Source organism: Rosettibacter firmus (assembly GCF_036860695.1).
GTDB lineage: Bacteria > Bacteroidota > Ignavibacteria > Ignavibacteriales > Melioribacteraceae > Rosettibacter > Rosettibacter firmus.
In genome coordinates, this window is record NZ_JAYKGJ010000001.1 from 500,782 (window position 1) to 521,277 (window position 20,496).

Sequence of the window (20,496 nt, forward strand, 5' to 3'; positions counted from 1 at the left end):
ACTTTTCATTATTATTGCCAGCGATATTCAACTCCTAAAATTATATCAAAGAGTTTTTCTTGATATCCGTCAAATACAAAATTACTTCTATTCAAAATATTATGAAAGTCTGCTTTGAAAGACAAATTACTAATATTATAATTTATTCCAAATGATAGATTGTGGTAATCAGGAATTAATTTACTGTTATTCAAATCAGCATAATAATGCTTCATAAAATTATATTTTATATTGATCCCGATATTAATCGGAAAGTTATAGCCATAAGTAATATTAAAATTATAAAGTGGTTTGTAAGGAATATATTTATTATCCTCATTTTTAATACTGCTAAGCCTAAAAGTCGCATCAATAAAACCATATATTGAAGAATTTAATAAAATATCAGTTCCAAGTTCATATGATTGTATATTATCTTGCGTATAAACATTGAAAAATCCTTTTTGCTTATTATCTTCAAAATATGGATAGTTTTTAATTGATTTATATGCACTCCATATTTTTAGTATCATTTGATTTTTATATTCATATTTTAAAGATGCATTAAGATCGATTGGAACTTTCATAAAGACATTATCTAAAGAATCATTAGTAGTTATATAAAGATTTCGTTCCAAAAAATTTGATATAGTTAAAAATTCCGAATGCGGATTAAATTCAACATTAAAAGCAAGTTCATTATTAATCTTAATATTTGCAGATGCAAAAGGAGAAATAAAATTATCATTATCTGTACTTGAATAACTTACTCCTAATTTAAGAATAATATTTTTTAGTGCATTAATTTTTGAATACCCTTCAACTAAATAATTGTTATAGCTATCAATCCCACTTAAATTATTTGTAAGAATTTGCTTTTGATAGATAAAGTTTCCACCAATTAAGAATCTTTGTATTCTTGATTCAAAATAACCAGAACCAAATAATAATTTTTCTTTGAAATTATTCTCTCTGATATTCAGGAAGTTTGCTTTAAGATTAATACCAGCATTAACCCATTTATTATAATTATTAGTAAAAGAAAAATTAAATGAGCTTTTACCTGTATTACGTATAGAATCAGGGGAATTTGAACCAAAGAAATGATATGAATCTCTTGTATATATTCCATTTAATTTTATTTCGCTACCTGGAAGTAAATTTGAATTTGTGCTTACAAAAAAATTATTGTCAATACTAATACCCGAAACGTTATAACCTGCAAATGGGATGTATTCTTTAATATTAGTTCCCCAAACTTTAACATGCAATAAATAATAATTTAGCATTTTGTTAAGATTTAATTCACCCAATGGATAAGTATATCTACCTAATCCAAAATTCACATTTCCAAAGAATGAATTATCAAGATCATCAATTACTGGAATAACAGGTTTAGGAAAATTGGAGATAAGTAATGGTAATTCTTCAGGAGAATATTTAGGTAATAAAAAATCTTCGGATACAATTCCAACTAATTCTGGTTTGTTTTTACTGATTGTTGGAACATCAATTCGTTGTCTACCCAATATTACAAAATCAGGCAGTTCAACACTTTTCTGTTCAGATTGAGCAAATAAACAGATATTAGCAATTAACAAAATGAATAAAAATTTTTTCATAGTTGTTTCAACTTTTTATTAGCTTCTACTGCGAATTCACCTTTTGGATGTCTAATAAGAACTGCTCTATACATTTCACGAGCAAGTTTTTTATCATTTAATTTTACATAGCAATCTCCAAGTCTAAGTAATGCTTTTGTATACCACTCATCATAAGCAGAAAAAATTGATCTAACTCTCACAAATGCAGTAATGGCTTCTTCAAATTTATTTTGATTAAACAATGCCAGTCCATAATAATATTGAGCCTGTGCACCAATATCATCAATTCTATTTTCAGCTGCTTCTTTTAATAATTGAATTGCATTTTCGTAATTATTTCTTTGTAGTTCAAGAATTCCCAATTCAACTTTTGATTTAGCTGCAAATATATTTCCTTCATAATATGTAATAATCTGTTCAAATGTTGAGTAAGCAGATTGAAGATCTCCATTCTTTGCTTCAGCTACTCCTCTTAAATATAAAAGCTCAGGGACACGATTGGATGTTGGAGCAGCATCAATTGAAGAATTAAGTACTTTTATAGCAGAAGAATATTGCTTTTTATTCGAATAAATATTTGCAAGTTCAATTGTAGCAGAAATTCCAATATCAGATTTCTTTGAGATTTCCAGAACTTTGTTGAAATTTTCAATTGCTTCATTATCTTTTTTCATATTAGCAAAACTTTTAGCTATCCAGAAATAAGCATTCGGAACAAGTTCACTCTTGGGATACAATTGTATAAAATCTCTATATGAACTTATAGCATTATTAAAATCATTGATGCTGTAGTAAATATCTCCTTTCTTAAAATAAATTTGATCGCTCAGTTTTAAATTTGGATTTTGCTTAATAAAATGATCAATAAAATTTATTGCTTCAACAGGTTGATCTTTAGCTATATAAGAATATTGAATTCCATTTACAGCATCTATTACATATTGTGTATAAGGGAATTCATCAAGAACTTTATTATAAAAAACAATTGCTGAATCGTAATTACCAAGATTATAATATGAATCTCCTATTGAATAGTATGCTACAGGAATTAAATCTGATTTAGGAAATTTTTCGATTAAATGAAAATAATTTGCAATTGCTTTATAAAAATTACCTTGTTGAAAATATATCCATCCAACAACATATTGAGAAACATCCGAGTATTTTGAATTTGGAAATCTTTTCTGAAGATTAGAAAATTCCTTTATAGCATCATTAATTTTACCTGCTTTATACAATGATTGACAGTATTGATAATAAGCCTGATCATTTTCAAGAAAAGTTTTATTACTTGAGAATAACTGACTGTAAATCATACTTGCTTTTTCAAAATTCTTAAGTGCATAGTAGCTATCAGCAAGTCTTAGTTTTATTTCATTTATATTTTTATCGTTACGATATTTATTCACATAATCGTTAAAGAAGTAGACGGCATTAGCAAAATCTTTTAAGTTAAAATATGCATATGCTTTACCTAACAATGTTTGCTTAATTATCAAATTATTTGAAGAATTGATTTTATTATAATGCTTTAATGATGCAGCATATTCTTTTTTTGCAAAATAAGTTTCTGCCAGATAAAAATTAACTTTGTCATTTTCAAAATCATTATACTTTTTAAATAATTCTTCGAGATATATCAAAGCAGCATTAAAATTATTGAGATAAAATTCACTTATAGCAAGTCCAAGTTTAGCACGATTAGCAAGCTGGATGTCATTCGTAAAATATTTCAATGCTGAAGTAAAATAATTTTTTGCTTCGATGTAATTATTTGCATTTAATTTCATTTCGCCAAGTAATGTATAAGCTCTACACTTTGTAGCATTATCACCAAGCACAGTAGCATTTATTAAAGATGATTCAGCTTCCTTTGATTGATTTGAAGTAAAATAGACAGTCCCTTTACCCAATTGTGCCTTCGAAGCTAAAGGATGCGATGGATATTTTTCTAAAAACTTCTTATAAATTTCATCTGCTGTTTTTATATCGCCCAAGTATCTTTTACATTCACCGCTCCAGAAGTAAGCATTTATAGAAATCGTATCAATTTCTGGTTCAGATAATTGTGAAAATATTTTGAATGCATTTTCATAATCATTAAGCTGGAATTTAGCCCAGGCAATGTTATAATTAATTTTTCTCGTTAATTCTAATGATAAGTTTTCTTTTGAAAGTTCATTTAAAATCGAAATTGCATTTTGATAATCTTTAAGACGAAGATATGAGTTTGCCAGATAATATTTTGCTTGAATTAAATCATCCTTTGATAAATTTTTAATCAGAGGATTTGTTAGTTCCAGAATAGCACTATCATATTCTTTTAGATTGAAATATGATATCCCTATTCTAAATTGTGCTTTTGGTGCAAGAGTATCTGTCTTGTAATATGATAATAATTGATCATAATAATCAACTGCCTTTCTATAATTTCCCATATTTTCATAAAGCTGACCAAATGAATAAATAGTATTCACAATAAATTCATTACTACTATCATATTCAATTGCTTTTTGAAAATATTCTTCTGCTTCAAGATATCTTTTTTCTGCAGCAAAAGATTCTGCAATCCAGTAATATGCAGAGCCTTTAAATTTTGTTTGTGGATAAGTTATTGTTAATGTTAATAATCTTTCCCTGCATTTTCTATAGCTACCAATTTTAAAATATATTTCACCTAACTTATATAAAGTTTCTTCACGTAAGTAGGAGATAATTAGTTCATCATTTAAAAGTGATTCAAATGTAATGGCAGCTGCATCGAATTGTTTCATCTTTAAAAGGCAATCACCAGCATAGAATTTAGAAGTAAGCCTTTTTATCTCGTTAGTGTTATCATCTAAATAATATTTTTCAAAAATCTTAAAAGCATTAGCATACTCTTTCTTATCATAAAACTTAAGTGCTTTATAAAACAAATCTTCATTTGATGCAGCTTGAAGATTAAGTAAAATTAGGGAGAAAAAAACTATTAATATTCTACGCATAATTATGATTTAATCTCTTATCAAAAATTTATGTATTTATAAAAAATAATTTATAGAAAGTTCTAATTTTATTCTAAAAAAATATAAAAAGGGAATAAATGAAAGAGAATATTAAAAAGCCCTCTTAACGAGGGCTAATTTTATTTAAGGAGTTTTAATTCATATTCAACTAATCGCTTATATTGTGGATCTCGTTTGGCAAGTTCAAAATTTTCTTTTGCTTTTGTGATATCATTTTTTTGTTTGAATGCAAGACCTTTATAATAATAAGCTGCCCCTTTAAGTTTTGTTGTTTTCATATTTATGACAATATCTGCATTTTCAATAGCTTTATCGTAATCGCCATTTTCGTAATAAGTTGTAGCTAATAATACATATGCAGCATCAAGCTTATTATATTTGATAGCCTCATTTAAATTTTCTATTGCTTTTTGATAGTTGCCATCTTTTTTATTTGCTTCTGCCAGTTTTACATACGAACGAGCAATATTTAATTGTGCCTGTTCCTTAATAGCTTTTTGTTTTGTCAATTGCTCAAACTTTTTAAAGCTTTCTACTGCCTCCTGATATTTACCAGCCTGGAAATATGTTCCTCCCAAACCATTATATGCTAAATCAAAATTAGGATTGCTTTCAATAGAAGATTTAAAGGCAGCTTCGGCTTCGTCAAGTTTATTTTGTTTCTTTAATGTTACACCCAGTTGATAATAGATTCTATAATCTTTTGAGTGATTAAGTGCTTCTTTATATTTTTTTACTGCTTCATCATAATTACCAGATTTAAGAAACTGATTTCCCTCATTATAAGCTTTAGCTGCTTCAGGTGGCATTTCTTGTGGGAGTATAACTGATACAAATAAAATTAATAGAGGGAAAATTAATAATGTTTTTTTAATCATATTATATCCTTTTATTAAATAATTTGTGCGGAAGGCGGGACTCGAACCCGCACGCCCTTACGGGCACTACCCCCTCAAAGTAGCGTGTATACCAATTTCACCACTTCCGCAAATTTGGTGTTGCAAGATATACTGCACAGAAAAAAAATGCAATAGAAACTTTCGGAACATAGTTTATTCTTTCGGAATTCTCTTAATAATTGTATGCGTCAATTCCCTTCTAAACATAAATTCAAATACAGCTAATTTTGCAATCTGTTTGGGAGTTAAAATTGCTGATAATGAATTATAATAATTTTCTCGTTCGTTGTTCATCTTATCATCAAAGCTTAATAATTTACTTAATTGCTCTTTATAATAACTATCACTGCCTTTATTATTTTCTATACTGTTTTTTAAATCTTTAATTAGTTTCTCTCTCTCATCAAATATATCTCTCATCTTCTTTAAATGTTCATTCCTTCGAGCAAAAAATTTTATAGAAGTCTCTTCGTCTAAATCTAATAATTCGATTAATTTCGACTTTTCTAATAGCTCTAATTTTTTCAATGCTTTTTTATCATGAAACATTCTCTTTTCAAATATTCCTTTCCCTTCCTGTGCGTTTATAAAATTATAAGTTATAAAAAATACAAATAGTATGTATACTAACTTTTTCATTTATTCACCTGTGTAATATTAAACTTATCTAAGTTATTATAGATTAAATATATTTCATCATCAGTAAAATTATGCAGAAATTGTGATTCTTCATATATACCAGGAATATATTTTTGAACATATTCTCCTGGAATTTTTAATTCTTCAAGATAAGCTGCATCAAAATTATTTACATCCTGTAATTTAATCATCTGTTCATCCGTTATGTCTTCAATATATTCTGGATTTTCAGAATCATTGTAATATGAAATCATTTCCTGTGTTAGTGATTGTAATTGTTCATCAAAATTTTCTGAAGAATTATGATAGAATAAATATACAAGCAAAGTTATTATTACAGGTATTACATAAGCAATTCTTCTTATTAAATGTTTATTAACAGATGATACTTTTTGATAAACTTTTGGTAACAAAGTATTAAAATATCTTTCGTCAAGTTTTATTTCTTCAGGTTTTGGAAAGTTCTCCAGTATATTTGATATTTCATCAAATTCATTTTTTAATTCTTCAGATACTTTTAATTGGTTTTCAAATTCCAACTTCTCTTTTTCGTCCATTAAATCGGCTAAGTATCTTAAAATCAATTCTTTATTCTTTTTCATTTGCATACTCCAGCACTTTTTTCAATGCATGAAAATAATTTGCTTTTAAACCGCCAATACTTTTACCTGTAATCTTGGATATTTCTTCGTAAGAAAGTTGTTCAAAATTTCTGAGTATAAAAATTTGTCGTTGTTTTGGTGGAATCTTTTGCAATATTTTATTTAATCTTTCCAACTTTTCTTTATTAATAATATCATCAATTATATCTTTTTTCTCTGTTAATTCAGATTCATTAGTATTTTCAAAAGGTATATATTTTTTTAATTGGTTTCTTTTTATTTGATTCAAACTCCTGGTAGTTACAATTCTATAAATCCATGTAAAAAGTGATGATCTGAAATTAAAAGTCTTTAACTTTTTATACAATACAATTAATACTTCCTGTGTTACTTCATCTGCATCTAAATGGTCTCCAAGCATTTGCCTGGCATGCCAGTAAATCTTTTTTTGATACTTTCGAACAATCTCGTTAAATGCAGATTCATCACCTGCATTAAATTTACGAACAAGTTCAAAATCGTTATCTAAACTCATTTATACCTTTAGTTCAAATTTATAGACAATTATATTTTTAATAAGGTTTAAAAATAATCTTTAATAAAATGTTTCCAACAATTAAAAATAATTAAACCAGGTTAATAAGAACTGATGTCAAAGTCGTGTAAAAAGATTATCCAATCAAATAAGGAGAAGTAGTTATGAAAAAGTTAACATATCTTTCAGTTGTATTATTTTTTCTTTTTGCAATAAGAAGTTATTCACAACCTTTACCTTTTGAAAACATTGATGAAGATTTTGATCATGAATTTGTTGAAAGCGAAGAAGAATTTATTGATAATCCTATTGATACTGATGAATCAGTAATTGAATTTTCTCTGCCAGGTGGAATGCAAATTCATAAAGGATTAATGCGTGAAAGATTAATTAATAAGCTTAATTTAACAGATGAACAGAAGAAACAATTTTCAAATTTGCAAAATGAACATCAGAAAAAAATGATTGATTTAAGAGCACAAATACAAAAGAATAGACTCGATATTAAAAATATGATGTTGCAGAATAAGATCGATGAGAAAAAACTTTTAGACCTTGTACAGGCTAATAATAAATTATTATCTGATATTAGAACTGCTTCAATTAATCACTGGCTTGCTGTTTATAAAATATTAAATGACGAACAAAAAGAAATCTGGGCAAAACATTGGGCTTATGGTGCTGGATTTGGCAAGAAAGTGATAATTAAAAACAAAATTTTTGATAGACAAAGAATGAAAGGTTGTCGTTAAAAAAAGAGCCCTGCTAATGCAGGGCTTTTTAATTTAAATCTCCTTCAATAGGTCTTATTACTATTTCTTCTGTTACTATGTTGTTCTTAATAGAATAAATCTGATAAATTAATTTTGCAATATCTTCTGGAGACATCATTCTGTGTGAATATTTTTCCAGAACTTTACTATCCCAGATTGGAGTTTTTGTAGCACCGGGAATTACATTAATTACTCTTATATTATTTTTTCTTACTTCTTCTCGTAATGAATTTGAATATGCCAATAATCCAGATTTTGCTGCTGAATATGCACTGCTTCCGGAAAATATTTTTTGTGTAACTACAGAAAGAATATTTATTATAGTTCCATTATTCATCTCGATCATCTTAGGAAGAACTTTTTTAATTGAGTAAATAGCTCCAAGTAAATTAACTTCTATAATCTTTTTAATATCTTCAAGGGAATCATCCAAAGCATTTTTGAATGATGAAATGCCTGCATTGTTAATTAAGGTATTAAAAAAGTATTTCCCGGAATATTTATTATAAAAATTCTCTATTGAATTTAAGTCAGCTAAATTTACTTCTTCTGGTATAATATTTAATGAATTATCACCAAATTCTTGTTTGTAATTTTCAATTAAATTAACTCTACGAGAAGTAGCAATTACAATTTCACCATTGCGAGCAAATTCAAGTGTTAAAGCTTTTCCTATACCAGAACTTGCCCCGGTAATCCAGATTGCTTTTTTTAGATTCATTATATTCTTTTTTGAGCTATTAAGTTTAAAAATTCTGCACGTGTTCTTGTATCTTCAGCAAAAACACCATGCATTGCACTTGTAGTTGTAATTGAATTTTGCTTTTGAACACCTCGCATCATCATACACATATGATATGCTTCGATTACAACTGCTACACCTTTTGGTGCAAGATATTTATCAATAGTATCAGCAATTTCCTGTGTCATTCGCTCCTGAACCTGGAGTCGCCTTGCAAATACATCAACAATTCTTGGAAGTTTACTTAAGCCAATTATTTTACCATCAGGGATATATGCAATATGTGCTTTCCCAAAAAAAGGTAAAAGATGATGTTCACACATACTATAAAAATCGATATCCTTAACCATAACCATTTCATCATATTTTTCTTCAAAGATTGCACCATTTAGAATTTCTTCAACATTTTTATGATATCCCTGTGTTAAGAACTCATAAGCTTTTGCTACCCTGTGGGGAGTTCTTAATAATCCTGGTCTATTTATATCTTCACCAATTTCGGTAAGTAATGTCCTTATGCTTTCTTCAACTAATTCGTGATTCAATTTTATTCTCCTCGATATTCTACATAATTATTTTCTGTTTCATAAAGTTTAATAGAATATAACTTACCATCAGGAATTTTATCTTTTAGTTGTTCCCATATTGCAATCAATATATTTTCTGCAGTTGGTATTTTACCTTTTAAAAAATCGACATCTACATTTAAATTTTTGTGATCTAATTTTTCTATAACATATTCACGAATAATTTCTTTTAAGTGATTGAGATCAATTACATAACCTGTTTCTGGATTAACTTCGCCAGCTACAGTAACTTCAATTTCATAATTATGCCCGTGTCCATTAGGATTACTGCATTTGCCATAAAGCTTAAAATTTTCTTCGTCAGAAAGTTCTGGATTATAAATTCTATGAGAAGCACTAAATACTTCTCTTCTGGTTAAATAAATCATTACTGTTACTATCCTAATATTTTTAATATTTCTTCAACGTGTCCATTCACTTTAACTTTTGGAAAGATATGCATTATCTTCCCATTTTCATCAATAATAAATGTAGTCCGTTCAACACCCATATATTTTTTCCCATATAAAGATTTTTCTTTCCAGACACCATATTTTTGAACAACTTCTTTCTTTTCATCACTAAGTAATATAAAAGGTAAATTATATTTTTCCACAAACTTTTTATGTGAAGCAACCGAATCTGGACTAATTCCTATTACTTGCACATTAAGCTTTTCAAAATTAGGGAAATTATCTCTGAAATCACATGCTTCTTTTGTGCATCCACTTGTCATATCTTTGGGATAAAAGTATAAGATAAGTTTCTGTCCCAAGAAATCTTTAAGTGATACTTTTTTCCCATTGGAATCTGGTAAAGAAAATGAAGGTGCTTTTTTACCTACCTCAAGCATTGTTACTCCAATAACTTCTTCTACAGATAAATCTTAAGATAAATTTTTCAGTGTATTCTTAATTGCCTCATAGTTTGGTTCTTCTCCTGCATTTTCTAAAACTTCAGCATATTGAATAACACCATTTTTATCAACAACAAATGCAGCTCTTTTTGATACCCCTTTGAGATTAAATTTATCTGGAAGCCAAACATCATAAAATGCTCCATATAACTGAGAGACCTCTTTATTAAAATCACTCAATAAAGGAAAATTAAATTGATGCTTCTCTGCCCATAATTTTTGGGCAAAAGGACCATCAACACTTATTGCAAAAACCTGTGCATCTAAATTTTCATAATCTTTCATACTGTCTCTTGTAGAACACAATTCTTTTTCACAAACAGATGTTCCTACTGCAGGGAAAAATAAAATAACTACATTTTTTTTGCCTCTATAATCTGAAAGTGAAAAAGATTCATTATTAAAGTTTTTTAGTGTGAAATTCGGTGCGATGTCTCCTATTTTCAGTGCCATGTTTTTCTCCTTTTTTTAATTGCAAATTTTATTTAATAGTATTCGACTAAAATGTAAGTTAAATTTAAAAAATATCATAATGTTTATTTACAAAAGTTAACAGAAATTGAACAATTTAAGTTTCATTCCTACTCTTTTACCAAAAAAAATTAAAGAAATATTTTTAAAACTTGCTAAATTTCCACTCTCTTTGTATGTTTATGTAGACTTAATCTAAATTATAGACAAATGAACATTGATCACAACTCGGCACATGAAGAATTTCGAAAATTTCTAAAAAAAGAGAACCACAGAATTACGCCAGAAAGGTTCGAAGTACTGGACTATGCCTTAGAGTATGATGGTCATTTTGGTGCAGATGAGTTATTTCTGAAAATGAAAAATAATAATTCGAATGTTTCGAGAGCTACTGTTTATAATACACTCGAACTTCTGGCAGCATGTAATTTACTTTCCAAAAGAAATTTCGGTGAGAACAAAACACGTTACGAAGCAAAATATGGCAAAAAAAGTCATGACCATTTAATATGTACAACCTGTGGTAAAATAGTAGAATTTTCTGAACCAACAATAGAAATTATTGTAAAAGAAATTTCTGCTAAATTAGGATTCGAACCCAGTGGACATTCTTTCAATATTTTTGGTAAATGCACAAACATAAATTGCAAACACAGAATAGATAATAAAAATGACACTTGATAAAGCAAAAAAAGGAAATAGAGTAACCATAGTAAATTTACCACCAGGAAAATTAAAAGCTCAATTTATTCGGCTTGGTATTTCTGAAGGAGATTCTGTTTTATGTTCTGAAAGATTACCTGGTGGTACAATTGTAGTTAAAAAAAATAGACAGGAAATAGCAATTGGTTATGATTTAGCTAAAAAAATTAAAATTATCTTAGAGTAAAAGCTATGAAATATGATAAACCAGAATATATAAGTTCACAAGAACAATTAACATATAATCATTCAACAAAAACACATAGAAAGAAAGTTGTTTTAGTTGGAAATCCAAATGTTGGTAAATCCTGTGTATTTAACTATATGAGTGGAATGTATGTAGATGTATCTAATTATCCTGGAACAACAATCTCAATTAATAAAAGTAATTATAAAGATAAAGAGATTTACGATACACCTGGCATATATGGAGTTTCATCTTTTAATGACGAAGAAAAAGTAGCAAAAGAAATAATCCTTTCAGCAGATATTATTTTAAATGTTGTTAATGCATTACATCTTGAAAGAGATCTTTTCCTTACACTTCAGTTAATTGATATGGGAAAAAAAGTCTCTGTACTTCTAAATTTTTCTGATGAGTTGAAAAAAAGAAAAATCAAAATAAATACTAATCTGCTTTCCAAACTTCTTGGTGTCGAAGTAATTGAAACAGCAGCAGTATCAAAATATGGCTTTGATAAAATCGATTATGCAATTGAAAAAGCAAGAACAGGAAATCAACAGCTTGAGCTTTATCCATTATTACAACAGCTAATAGAAAAATCAATACCACAAGACGAAGCCCTTTTAATCTTAGAAGGAGATGAAGATACTGCACAAAAATATAATATTAAAATCGATACACACGAATCACGAGAAAAAATTTATATAAGTAGAAGAAATAGAGTTAATGATATAGTAGATCAGGTAGAATATGAAGATTCAAAAAAGGGAGAGATATTCAGTCATTTAGGAAGATTATCACTTAATCCTAAAACTGGCATTCCAATCCTGGCTGTAATGCTTTTTCTTGTTTACTTATTTATTGGAGATTTTATATCGCAAAGAGTTGTGAATTTTACTGAAAATACGCTTGGTAAACGATATTTCGAATATAATTTAAAATCTTTTATAGCTGATTATTCTAATTGTAAAATCACTGTAGATATCCTAAACAATAACGGAGAAAAAATAAATACAAAGAGTTTTTACTTCCCTGAAGGTATGCACAAAAATTATGTATTACGAAATGAATTTAAAAATTTATCAAACTCTACTAATACGGAAACAAATTTCCATTTCTATAATCCTGTCTTAAGATTATTATTTGGTGAATTTGGTATTATCACAATGACTACAACTTATCTGCTCTTTCTTCTTTTACCTCTGGTTATTGGATTCTACTTTGTTATGGCATTTCTGGAAGATAGTGGTTATTTACCAAGATTAGCAACAATGCTCGATAGAACATTTAATAAAATTGGATTGAATGGGAAAGCAGTAATTCCAATTATACTTGGATTTGGTTGCATTACAATGGCAAATATAACAACAAGATTACTTGGAAGTGAAAGAGAAAAATCAATAGTAACTGCGATACTTCAATTCGTTATTCCCTGTTCAGCTCAGTTAGCAGTAATTACTGTATTATTAAGCGGTGCTGGTATTACACCACTTCTAATTTATGTATCTGTTATTGGAACTGTTTTAATATTACTTTCAACTATTCTAAATAAATTAATACCAGGTGAAAGCTCCCCACTTTTAATTGACTTGCCCATGATGAGATTTCCAAGACTTAGTAATGTTTTCAAAAAAACTTTTTATCGTAGTTATGGTTTTATGAAAGAAGCAGGATTCTGGTTTTTTGTTGGGGCACTTGGAATAGGCTTAATGGAAATTACTGGTTTATTAACTGTATGGCAAAATTTATTAGCACCACTTACAGTTTATTGGTTGAAACTTCCAAAAGAAGCTGCTAATGCTTTTGTAATGGGAATGGTTAGAAGAGATTTTGGTGCAGCTGGACTTTTTGATCTAAATTTAAATGCCATGCAGATTACAGTAGCAATAATTACTATAACTTTATTTGTACCTTGCATTGCATCGTTTGTTGTTATGTTAAAAGAAAGGGGATGGAAAGAAGGTCTTTCAATATGGATTGGAACATGGATCAGTGCATTTCTAATTGGTGGAATAATAGCACAAATAATTGTATAAATCATTATGACTCAAACTAATTTGCATAAATATCCCCTCGTCTGGCGAAAAGATGATTTCTTTATAAAAATTTATAGTTCAATTCCTAATGTATCTACAGGCATTTTGCTTACTACAAGCAAAACTACTTTTATTATTGATCCCGGGGATGGAATTCTAAGAGATCTAAATCAAGATGTAGGGGCAGAAACTATATTAAGAGTTTCGGATATATTCATAAGTCATGGTCACCATGATCACGTTGGTGGTGTATGGTCACTTTTAACATATTTATCTGTTTTAAGAAGAAGACAACCTCTTTCAATTTATTATCCTAAAGGTTGTATTGAAATTGAAAGTATTTATAAAGCATTCCTGAAAGTTTATAAAAAAGAACTTTCATACGAAATAATTCTAAAACCTATTAATGACGAAAAATTATTTACACGACACTCAGTAAAAATCAAACCATTCAAAGTTAACCATAGAGAAATTAGTCCAGATGGAAAATATGTAAGTGTTCCTTCACTCGGTTTTAAATTTTTCTATGATTCTAAATCAATTTGTTATGGTGGCGATACTGCATTTTGTGAAAATCTTGTAAAAATGGCTAAAGGATCAGATTTAGCAATAATAGAAGCAGGAGCTCACGATGAATCTACAACCGAACTCCATATGACAATTGAACAGGCTTCTACAATTGGAAAAACTGCAAAAGAATATTTTTTAGTTCATGTACCCCAATAATTTTTTTATAAATCTTAGAAAAACGATATGAAAAAATTTTCATTCCTATTTTTAACATTTATTCTTTCCGCATCTCTTTTAGCACAAAAGAATTGGCTCAATTCAGAAATATCTCCTGAAGATATTAAAGCACACTTATTTTACTTAGCTTCTGATGAAATGAAAGGAAGATTTTCAGGAACTAAAGAAGAAAAGAAGGCTGGCAATTATATAAAAGAGCAATTTTCTACTTATGGATTAAAGCCTTTATTCAAAAACTCCTATTTCCAGGAATTTCAATTTATAGAAAAAATTGAATTAACAAAAAACAACAATGTTACAATTAAAATAAAGAATAAAGAAATTAAGTTAATTCCAAAAAAAGATTTTATAACAGCACCTTTTTCCGGGAAAGCCAAGAAAGAATCAAATCTTGTATTTGCAGGCTATGGTATATCTGCTCCAAAATTAAATTATAATGATTACGAAGGACTGGATGTAAAAAATAAAATTGTTCTTATTATGCGTGGACATCCTGAGCATGATAGCAGTCAATCTGAATTTGATAATTATTCTTCACTTAGATATAAAGCTTTAACTGCCAAAGAAAATGGTGCAATAGGAGTAATATTTGTTAATGGAATTTTATCTGAAAAAGAAGATAATTTCATTAAACTTCAATATGATGGTGCACCAGCTATAAAAGATTTCCCTGTTATTCAAATCAAAAGAGATATTATAAACAATATTCTGGAAAGAGAAGGTTTTGAATTTCAAAAAATTCAGGAACAAATAGATAAACAAAAAATACCTAATTCATTTGAGTTGAGTAACATAAAAATATCATTAAGTACAGAGATTAAAGAAATAGAAAATACTGCAAGAAATGTAGCAGGTTATTTAGAAGGGAATGATTCATTATTAAAGAATGAATATATTGTAATAGGTGCTCATTATGACCATCTGGGAATTGATCAACTACTTTCTTCATCACTTTACAAAGGTAAAGATAAACAAATTCACAATGGAGCTGATGACAATGCTTCTGGAACAAGTGGTTTACTTGAACTTGCAGAAAAATTTTGCTCACAGAAAGAACATTTGAAAAGAAGTATAATATTTATTGCATTCTCTGGAGAAGAATTAGGAATTCTTGGTTCTACATACTTCACAAATAATTTACCCATACCAAAAGAAAATATAATTGCAATGTTGAATATGGATATGATTGGGAGATTAGATTCAATAAAAAAACTTACTATTATTGGAGCTGGAACATCTTCAATCTGGAAAGAGTTGCTAAAAAAATATAACAAATATGGTTTTGAATTATCTCTCAGCGATGCAGGTTCTGGTGGTAGTGATCATCAAGCATTTTTAAATAAAAATATTCCTGTTCTATTCTTCTTTACTGGAATACATTCGGACTATCACAAACCCAGCGATGACCCAGATAAAATTAATTATGAAGGGGAAGCAGAAATTCTAAAATTTGTATTTGACATAGCAAACGAAATTCAATCCAGTGAAATTAAACCTGACTTTGTAAAAGTTGAACAACTTAATCGCAACACTGCTCGTTCAAGAGTAACAGTAGGTACGATTCCAGAATTTGGTTATAACGGAGAAGGTTATAAAATTTCTGGCGTTACCGAAGGTGGACCTGCTGAAAAAGCTGGCTTAAAAGGTGGTGATATAATAATTAAATTTGGTTCGAAAAAGATTAATAACATTTATGATTTTATGTATGCATTATCAAGTTATAAAGCTGGTGATATAGTTGAGATTACTGTTTTAAGAGACGGCAATGAATTAATGTTTAATGTAGAGTTAATTGAAAAGTAAACATACCTCGAAAGAAAAGTTTTAAATTTCTCCTTCAAGGTATGTTTACAATATTTATACATTTAAACTCTCAAGCATAAAAGCTCTTTTTGTAGAAGTTAATAAATTCTCACCAATATTAAATCTATTAAATAATTCTTCTAAGTGATTTGTCAATTGTGCAAGATTATTAGCAGCACTGGCTATTTGTCCTGTACTTGTAGTACTCTGTTCAGAAACACTGGCAATGTTTTCTATATTTTTACTTATTTCATCCGCAGCTATTGATTGTTGTTGACTTGCTGCAACAATATTATCAATTAATTCAGAAACATTTTTAGCTGACTTATAAATTTCTTGCAATACAGTATCAATTTCTTCTGTTAATTTCATTCCATCATAAACAGAAGATTTAGCATTCGACATCGATTTATCTGCTTCTTTAACTTCGGATTGAATTGATTTAATTGTCTCTGCAATTTCTTTAGTAGCTTTAGTAGTTCTTTCGGCAAGTTTTCTTACTTCATCTGCAACAACTGCAAAACCACGACCCTGCTCACCGGCTCTTGCAGCTTCAATTGCAGCATTTAATGCAAGAAGATTTGTTTGATTTGCTATATCATCTATTACTTTAGTTATTTCCCCAATCTGATCTGTTTTATTTGCAAGTGATGCAATGATATCGGCAGCTTCCTGAGAAGCATTTACTATCTTATTCATTCCTTCTTTAGTATTTTGTGTTTTTTCAGTTCCTTCTTTTGCAGCCTGACTGGATTTTTGCGACATTTGAGCAACTTCAGTTATATTTTTTGACATTTCTATTATTGCTTTTGTCATATGCTCAATTGAACGAGATATTTCATTGACCTGTAAATTTTGTTCCTGTGCTCCTGCTGCCATTTCTTCTGATGATGATGATATTTGTTCTGCAGCACTTGCTGTTGACTGGATTGCTTCTTTTACATTTCCCAAAGCATTTCTTAATTCAACTATCATTTTATTAATCTTCAATCCTAATTCATACAAAACATCATCAGATTTTAATTCTAATTCCTGTGTAAAATCTCCATTAGCCAATCGTTCAATTATTTCTGCAATTGGTTTGATTTGCTCTCTTAAATATTCTTTATTTTTTTCCTCAATTTCTCTAAGATCAGTAAAGAATACAAAACTTCCATCAAATTCTTTTTTACTATTATAAATTGGTCCAGATTGAACTAAAACCGGAAATTCTTCACCTCTTCTATTTCTTAAAGAAATTTTCTCTCCTTTTAAGAATATACCTTCAATTGCTCTTCTACTAACTGAGTCCGTTCCAAAAACTTCTTTAACTTTCATTTTACCAATAATTTCTTCTGGTGTCTTTTCAAGACCTATTATATCACAGGCTGCTTGATTTATAAATCTAAGATTTAAATCTTTATCAACAATAAAGAATGCACCATTCACACCAATTTGAAAACTTGTTGCTCGTGCAATTTCATCCTGAATTTTATTAATCATTATTTCAAATGATTTATTTAAATCACCAATTTCATCCTTACGATCTTTATTACTAATCGTTATATCATAGTTGCCTTCTATTATTTTTTTTGCCTCTTTATCCAGAGTATTAATAGGTTCAACAATTGTTTTCTTTATAATTGGAATAAAAGAAAATACAATTACAGAAGAGATCAAAATGAATATTAATGTTCTTGACTTAGCAGTTGAGACTTCATTAAGTGTTGATTCTGTATAACTTTTTGCTCTTTCTTCATTTATTCTTACAAGTTCTTTTAGATTCATCTTTGCAATATCAAATCTTTCCAGTGCTTTTATGGATAAATTACTTGCTTCCTGACGTAATGCTAAAATTTCTGGACTATTTTCATCTACATTTTGAGATCTTAAATTATCAATCTTTTTTAAAGTATTAATAACAGATTCATGAGCATCTTTCCAAACATTCCAATCATTTACAAACTTCTGCCATATTTTTTGTTCTTCTTCAGATTTTTCTAAAGATTCATAAATTTTCCACGCATCTTCTGCTCTTTTAAATGCTGCTGGAATGGACTCATAAATCGACTTTCTTACAGTTTCATTTTTTAAGTCATAATTCAAAACTCCTCTTTCACCTGCTAACACCGAAGTTTCTGCTTGATAAAGTGTAATTAATGAATGTACACCCGGTAAGATATTATATCCCATATTATGAATAACTTTTTCTTCTCTGTTTAAATTCATATAGACAAGGTAAGCATTAATCCCGGTTATTATAACAACAATAATAAACAGAATAATAATCTTATTAATAATTTTTAGATCATGAAACTTTTTAAGCATTTTTCCTCCAATAATAAAAAACAGTAATTCCAAGTCTATTATCGAATTAGAAAAATATTTTTGAATGGAAATGTGAAAAATTTTTAATTAGGAAGTGAAAATTTAATCCCAGGGATTTCTTTTATACAAATTATTGAGAGGATGTAAATCTTTTCTACCATCAACAAAAACAGCAACCCACTCTGCTAATCTTTTTCCAAGTCTACGACATGCTTCAATTTCCTTATCCTGTCTTGGTTCGCCAGCTTGAGTTACACCATAATGAGCAGTAAATTGTTTACCTGAATAATCTGTTACACCAAAGACAAGAAATCCATAATTTATTAAAATATTTAATAGAGTTTGACATGTTAATTCTGCTCCTCCGCCCCATCCTCCTTGTGAGCTAAAAGCACATCCAATTTTTCCATCTAACTTTTGCCAATCTGGTAATAATGATTCCCAGAATTTTTTCATTTCAGCTGCAACAGTACCAAGATAAGTCGGTGAACCCAATGCCAGTCCATCACACCAGAAAATATCATCACGATTAGCTTCGTTTACTGATTTAATACGCACTTCTGTATCAGGAACTTCCTTTGCACCTTCGCAGACATACTCTGCCATCTTTTTTGTATGTCCTTCATTCGAATAATAGAGAATTAATACTTTCCCCATAATTATTCGTTTATTAATTAAGTGGTAATTTAGTATTTCTTAATGAATGAACTTTATTTGGTATTGTAATTTTAATATCAGGTTTTACATATTTTTCAAATTCATCACGAAAGCGTTGAATCATAAATTTTACTGGCCAGGCTGCCGCATCACCAAGAGCACAAATTGTATTTCCTTCAATATTATTTGCAACACTAATTAATAAATCCAGATCTTTTGAAGTGCCATTCCCTTCAGCAATTCTATGTAAAATTTTTTCCATCCATCCAGTCCCTTCGCGACAAGGAGTACATTGGCCACAACTTTCATGATGATAAAAACGAGTAATTCTTAATAACACTTTTAATAAATTAGTATCTTCATCCATAACAATAACTCCAGCAGTACCAATTGCTGAACCTGCTTGTTTAAGTGATTCAGCATCCATTCTTACACCTTCGAGCTGATCGCCTCTTAATGGTGGCATCGAAGTTCCACCGGGAATTACACATTTTATTTTTTTATTTCCTGGAATTCCACCAGCATAGTTATAAATTAAATCTGTTAATAAAATACCAGTTGGTAATTCATAAACTCCAGGTTTATTTACATGACCACTCACACCATATAAAAGTGTACCTGGATGTTTTGGTTCACCAATTTTTGAGAACCATTCCCATCCTTTTAAGATAATTGGAGGAACATTAGTTATAGTTTCAACATTATTAATTGTAGTTGGACAACCCCACAGACCACGTTGTGCAGGAAATGGCGGTTTAACTCTTGGATATCCTCTCAATCCTTCTATTGAATTCATCAGAGCTGATTCTTCTCCACAAATATAAGCCCCAGCTCCTTTATGAATATAAAGATTGCAATAAAAATCTGTATTAAAAGTTTCTTTCATTCGTTCGCCAAGAAAACCTTTTTCATAAGCGGTATCAATTGCCTTTTGCATTAATTTAATCCACTTATGATATTCACCTCTAATGTATAGATAAGCAGTTTGTGCACCGATAGCATAGCAAGTAATAATAATTCCTTCAATTAATTGAAATGGATTATATTCAAAAATTTGTCTATCCTTAAATGAGCCCGGTTCGCTTTCATCCCCATTTATACAGAGGTATTTTGGTTTATCTGTAGTCCTGGGCATAAAACTCCATTTCAAACCCGTTAAAAATGCAGCACCACCTCTACCACGCAAACCAGATTTTTTAACCTGATCAATAATATCTTCAGGTGTTTGAGAAAAAGCTTTCTTTGCGGCTTCGAAACCACCATTTGACAAATAAACTTCAATATGATTCAGGTTTGGTATATCAGGTAATACTATTCTTTCCATTT

The 20,496-nt window shown here is 29.0% G+C and carries 20 protein-coding genes and 1 tRNA gene; 6 read left to right on the top strand and 15 right to left on the bottom strand.

The annotated features are described in order from the left end of the window. Positions 1-11: 11 nt before the first annotated feature. The 7 genes from VJY38_RS02175 to VJY38_RS02205 form a co-directional block, all read right to left on the bottom strand. Complete coding sequence (locus VJY38_RS02175; RefSeq protein WP_353679026.1) at positions 12-1,601, bottom strand: porin family protein; 1,590 nt, start codon at positions 1,599-1,601, stop codon at positions 12-14. Further along, a complete protein-coding gene (locus VJY38_RS02180) occupies positions 1,598-4,570 on the bottom strand; it encodes a tetratricopeptide repeat protein (RefSeq protein WP_353679027.1) in 2,973 nt (990 codons plus the stop codon). The genes VJY38_RS02175 and VJY38_RS02180 overlap by 4 nt, the downstream gene beginning before the upstream one ends. Before the next feature lie 140 nt (positions 4,571-4,710). After that, positions 4,711-5,469, bottom strand: a complete 759-nt coding sequence (locus VJY38_RS02185; protein WP_353679028.1) for a tetratricopeptide repeat protein — start codon at positions 5,467-5,469, stop codon at positions 4,711-4,713. A 26-nt stretch (positions 5,470-5,495) separates the two neighbouring features. Beyond that, positions 5,496-5,579 (bottom strand) — tRNA-Leu (locus tag VJY38_RS02190). A 64-nt stretch (positions 5,580-5,643) separates the two neighbouring features. Then, entirely contained in the window at positions 5,644-6,129 is a 486-nt protein-coding gene (locus tag VJY38_RS02195; RefSeq protein WP_353679029.1) for a hypothetical protein, read from the bottom strand. Further along, positions 6,126-6,731: a hypothetical protein gene (locus VJY38_RS02200; protein WP_353679030.1), complete on the bottom strand. Its 606-nt coding sequence runs from the start codon at positions 6,729-6,731 to the stop codon at positions 6,126-6,128. The genes VJY38_RS02195 and VJY38_RS02200 overlap by 4 nt, the downstream gene beginning before the upstream one ends. Continuing rightward, on the bottom strand, positions 6,718-7,266 hold the full coding sequence (locus VJY38_RS02205) for an RNA polymerase sigma factor (protein ID WP_353679031.1): 549 nt from the start codon (positions 7,264-7,266) through the stop codon (positions 6,718-6,720). Before VJY38_RS02205 ends, VJY38_RS02200 begins: the two co-directional genes overlap by 14 nt. A 164-nt stretch (positions 7,267-7,430) precedes the next feature. Between VJY38_RS02205 and VJY38_RS02210 the strand changes: the two genes are divergently transcribed. Further along, a complete protein-coding gene (locus VJY38_RS02210) occupies positions 7,431-8,018 on the top strand; it encodes a Spy/CpxP family protein refolding chaperone (RefSeq protein WP_353679032.1) in 588 nt (195 codons plus the stop codon). 28 nt (positions 8,019-8,046) lie between these two features. Here VJY38_RS02210 and VJY38_RS02215 read toward each other — a convergent pair whose 3' ends face one another. From VJY38_RS02215 to VJY38_RS02235, 5 genes are read right to left on the bottom strand one after another with little or no spacing between them, the layout of a single operon-like run. Then, on the bottom strand, positions 8,047-8,760 hold the full coding sequence (locus tag VJY38_RS02215) for an SDR family NAD(P)-dependent oxidoreductase (RefSeq protein ID WP_353679033.1): 714 nt from the start codon (positions 8,758-8,760) through the stop codon (positions 8,047-8,049). After that, entirely contained in the window at positions 8,760-9,326 is a 567-nt protein-coding gene (folE, locus tag VJY38_RS02220; protein WP_353679034.1) for a GTP cyclohydrolase I FolE, read from the bottom strand. The genes VJY38_RS02215 and folE overlap by 1 nt, the downstream gene beginning before the upstream one ends. Before the next feature lie 2 nt (positions 9,327-9,328). Beyond that, complete coding sequence (locus VJY38_RS02225; protein WP_353679035.1) at positions 9,329-9,736, bottom strand: 6-carboxytetrahydropterin synthase; 408 nt, start codon at positions 9,734-9,736, stop codon at positions 9,329-9,331. Between the two features lie 8 nt (positions 9,737-9,744). Further along, a complete protein-coding gene (bcp, locus tag VJY38_RS02230) occupies positions 9,745-10,200 on the bottom strand; it encodes a thioredoxin-dependent thiol peroxidase (protein ID WP_353679036.1) in 456 nt (151 codons plus the stop codon). Positions 10,201-10,233: 33 nt separating this feature from the next. Continuing rightward, positions 10,234-10,716 carry a redoxin domain-containing protein gene (locus VJY38_RS02235; RefSeq protein WP_353679037.1) on the bottom strand — a complete coding sequence of 161 codons (483 nt, stop codon included), beginning with the start codon at positions 10,714-10,716 and terminating at the stop codon, positions 10,234-10,236. A gap of 228 nt (positions 10,717-10,944) precedes the next feature. Here VJY38_RS02235 and VJY38_RS02240 point away from each other — a divergent pair, with 228 nt between their 5' ends. The 5 genes from VJY38_RS02240 to VJY38_RS02260 are packed head-to-tail and all read left to right on the top strand — an operon-like array spanning position 10,945 to position 16,206. Next, positions 10,945-11,415 carry a Fur family transcriptional regulator gene (locus tag VJY38_RS02240; protein ID WP_353679038.1) on the top strand — a complete coding sequence of 157 codons (471 nt, stop codon included), beginning with the start codon at positions 10,945-10,947 and terminating at the stop codon, positions 11,413-11,415. Next, a complete protein-coding gene (locus tag VJY38_RS02245) occupies positions 11,405-11,623 on the top strand; it encodes a FeoA family protein (protein WP_353679039.1) in 219 nt (72 codons plus the stop codon). The genes VJY38_RS02240 and VJY38_RS02245 overlap by 11 nt, the downstream gene beginning before the upstream one ends. 5 nt (positions 11,624-11,628) lie before the next feature. Beyond that, entirely contained in the window at positions 11,629-13,656 is a 2,028-nt protein-coding gene (locus VJY38_RS02250) for a FeoB small GTPase domain-containing protein (protein ID WP_353679040.1), read from the top strand. 6 nt (positions 13,657-13,662) lie between these two features. Continuing rightward, positions 13,663-14,382, top strand: a complete 720-nt coding sequence (locus tag VJY38_RS02255) for an MBL fold metallo-hydrolase (RefSeq protein ID WP_353679041.1) — start codon at positions 13,663-13,665, stop codon at positions 14,380-14,382. A 27-nt stretch (positions 14,383-14,409) separates the two neighbouring features. Next, entirely contained in the window at positions 14,410-16,206 is a 1,797-nt protein-coding gene (locus VJY38_RS02260; RefSeq protein WP_353679042.1) for a M28 family peptidase, read from the top strand. A 54-nt stretch (positions 16,207-16,260) separates the two neighbouring features. Here the strand turns inward: VJY38_RS02260 and VJY38_RS02265 are convergent, their stop codons facing one another. The 3 genes from VJY38_RS02265 to nuoF all read right to left on the bottom strand — a co-directional run bounded on the left by VJY38_RS02265 (position 16,261) and on the right by nuoF (position 20,494). Further along, a complete protein-coding gene (locus VJY38_RS02265; protein WP_353679043.1) occupies positions 16,261-18,513 on the bottom strand; it encodes a methyl-accepting chemotaxis protein in 2,253 nt (750 codons plus the stop codon). Between the two features lie 102 nt (positions 18,514-18,615). Continuing rightward, complete coding sequence (locus tag VJY38_RS02270; RefSeq protein ID WP_353679044.1) at positions 18,616-19,170, bottom strand: flavodoxin family protein; 555 nt, start codon at positions 19,168-19,170, stop codon at positions 18,616-18,618. Positions 19,171-19,183: 13 nt separating this feature from the next. Then, positions 19,184-20,494 (bottom strand): NADH-quinone oxidoreductase subunit NuoF, encoded by a 1,311-nt coding sequence (nuoF, locus tag VJY38_RS02275; protein ID WP_353679045.1) that lies wholly within the window; start codon positions 20,492-20,494, stop codon positions 19,184-19,186. Positions 20,495-20,496 lie beyond the last annotated feature (2 nt).

Coding starts and splice junctions, on each gene's coding strand:
- VJY38_RS02175 (WP_353679026.1), bottom strand. CDS start 1,601: ATGAAAAAATTTTTATTCATTTTGTTAATTGCTAATATCTGTTTATTT.
- VJY38_RS02180 (WP_353679027.1), bottom strand. CDS start 4,570: ATGCGTAGAATATTAATAGTTTTTTTCTCCCTAATTTTACTTAATCTT.
- VJY38_RS02185 (WP_353679028.1), bottom strand. CDS start 5,469: ATGATTAAAAAAACATTATTAATTTTCCCTCTATTAATTTTATTTGTA.
- VJY38_RS02195 (WP_353679029.1), bottom strand. CDS start 6,129: ATGAAAAAGTTAGTATACATACTATTTGTATTTTTTATAACTTATAAT.
- VJY38_RS02200 (WP_353679030.1), bottom strand. CDS start 6,731: ATGAAAAAGAATAAAGAATTGATTTTAAGATACTTAGCCGATTTAATG.
- VJY38_RS02205 (WP_353679031.1), bottom strand. CDS start 7,266: ATGAGTTTAGATAACGATTTTGAACTTGTTCGTAAATTTAATGCAGGT.
- VJY38_RS02210 (WP_353679032.1), top strand. CDS start 7,431: ATGAAAAAGTTAACATATCTTTCAGTTGTATTATTTTTTCTTTTTGCA.
- VJY38_RS02215 (WP_353679033.1), bottom strand. CDS start 8,760: ATGAATCTAAAAAAAGCAATCTGGATTACCGGGGCAAGTTCTGGTATA.
- VJY38_RS02225 (WP_353679035.1), bottom strand. CDS start 9,736: ATGATTTATTTAACCAGAAGAGAAGTATTTAGTGCTTCTCATAGAATT.
- bcp (WP_353679036.1), bottom strand. CDS start 10,200: ATGCTTGAGGTAGGTAAAAAAGCACCTTCATTTTCTTTACCAGATTCC.
- VJY38_RS02235 (WP_353679037.1), bottom strand. CDS start 10,716: ATGGCACTGAAAATAGGAGACATCGCACCGAATTTCACACTAAAAAAC.
- VJY38_RS02240 (WP_353679038.1), top strand. CDS start 10,945: ATGAACATTGATCACAACTCGGCACATGAAGAATTTCGAAAATTTCTA.
- VJY38_RS02245 (WP_353679039.1), top strand. CDS start 11,405: ATGACACTTGATAAAGCAAAAAAAGGAAATAGAGTAACCATAGTAAAT.
- VJY38_RS02250 (WP_353679040.1), top strand. CDS start 11,629: ATGAAATATGATAAACCAGAATATATAAGTTCACAAGAACAATTAACA.
- VJY38_RS02255 (WP_353679041.1), top strand. CDS start 13,663: ATGACTCAAACTAATTTGCATAAATATCCCCTCGTCTGGCGAAAAGAT.
- VJY38_RS02260 (WP_353679042.1), top strand. CDS start 14,410: ATGAAAAAATTTTCATTCCTATTTTTAACATTTATTCTTTCCGCATCT.
- VJY38_RS02265 (WP_353679043.1), bottom strand. CDS start 18,513: ATGCTTAAAAAGTTTCATGATCTAAAAATTATTAATAAGATTATTATT.
- VJY38_RS02270 (WP_353679044.1), bottom strand. CDS start 19,170: ATGGGGAAAGTATTAATTCTCTATTATTCGAATGAAGGACATACAAAA.
- nuoF (WP_353679045.1), bottom strand. CDS start 20,494: ATGGAAAGAATAGTATTACCTGATATACCAAACCTGAATCATATTGAA.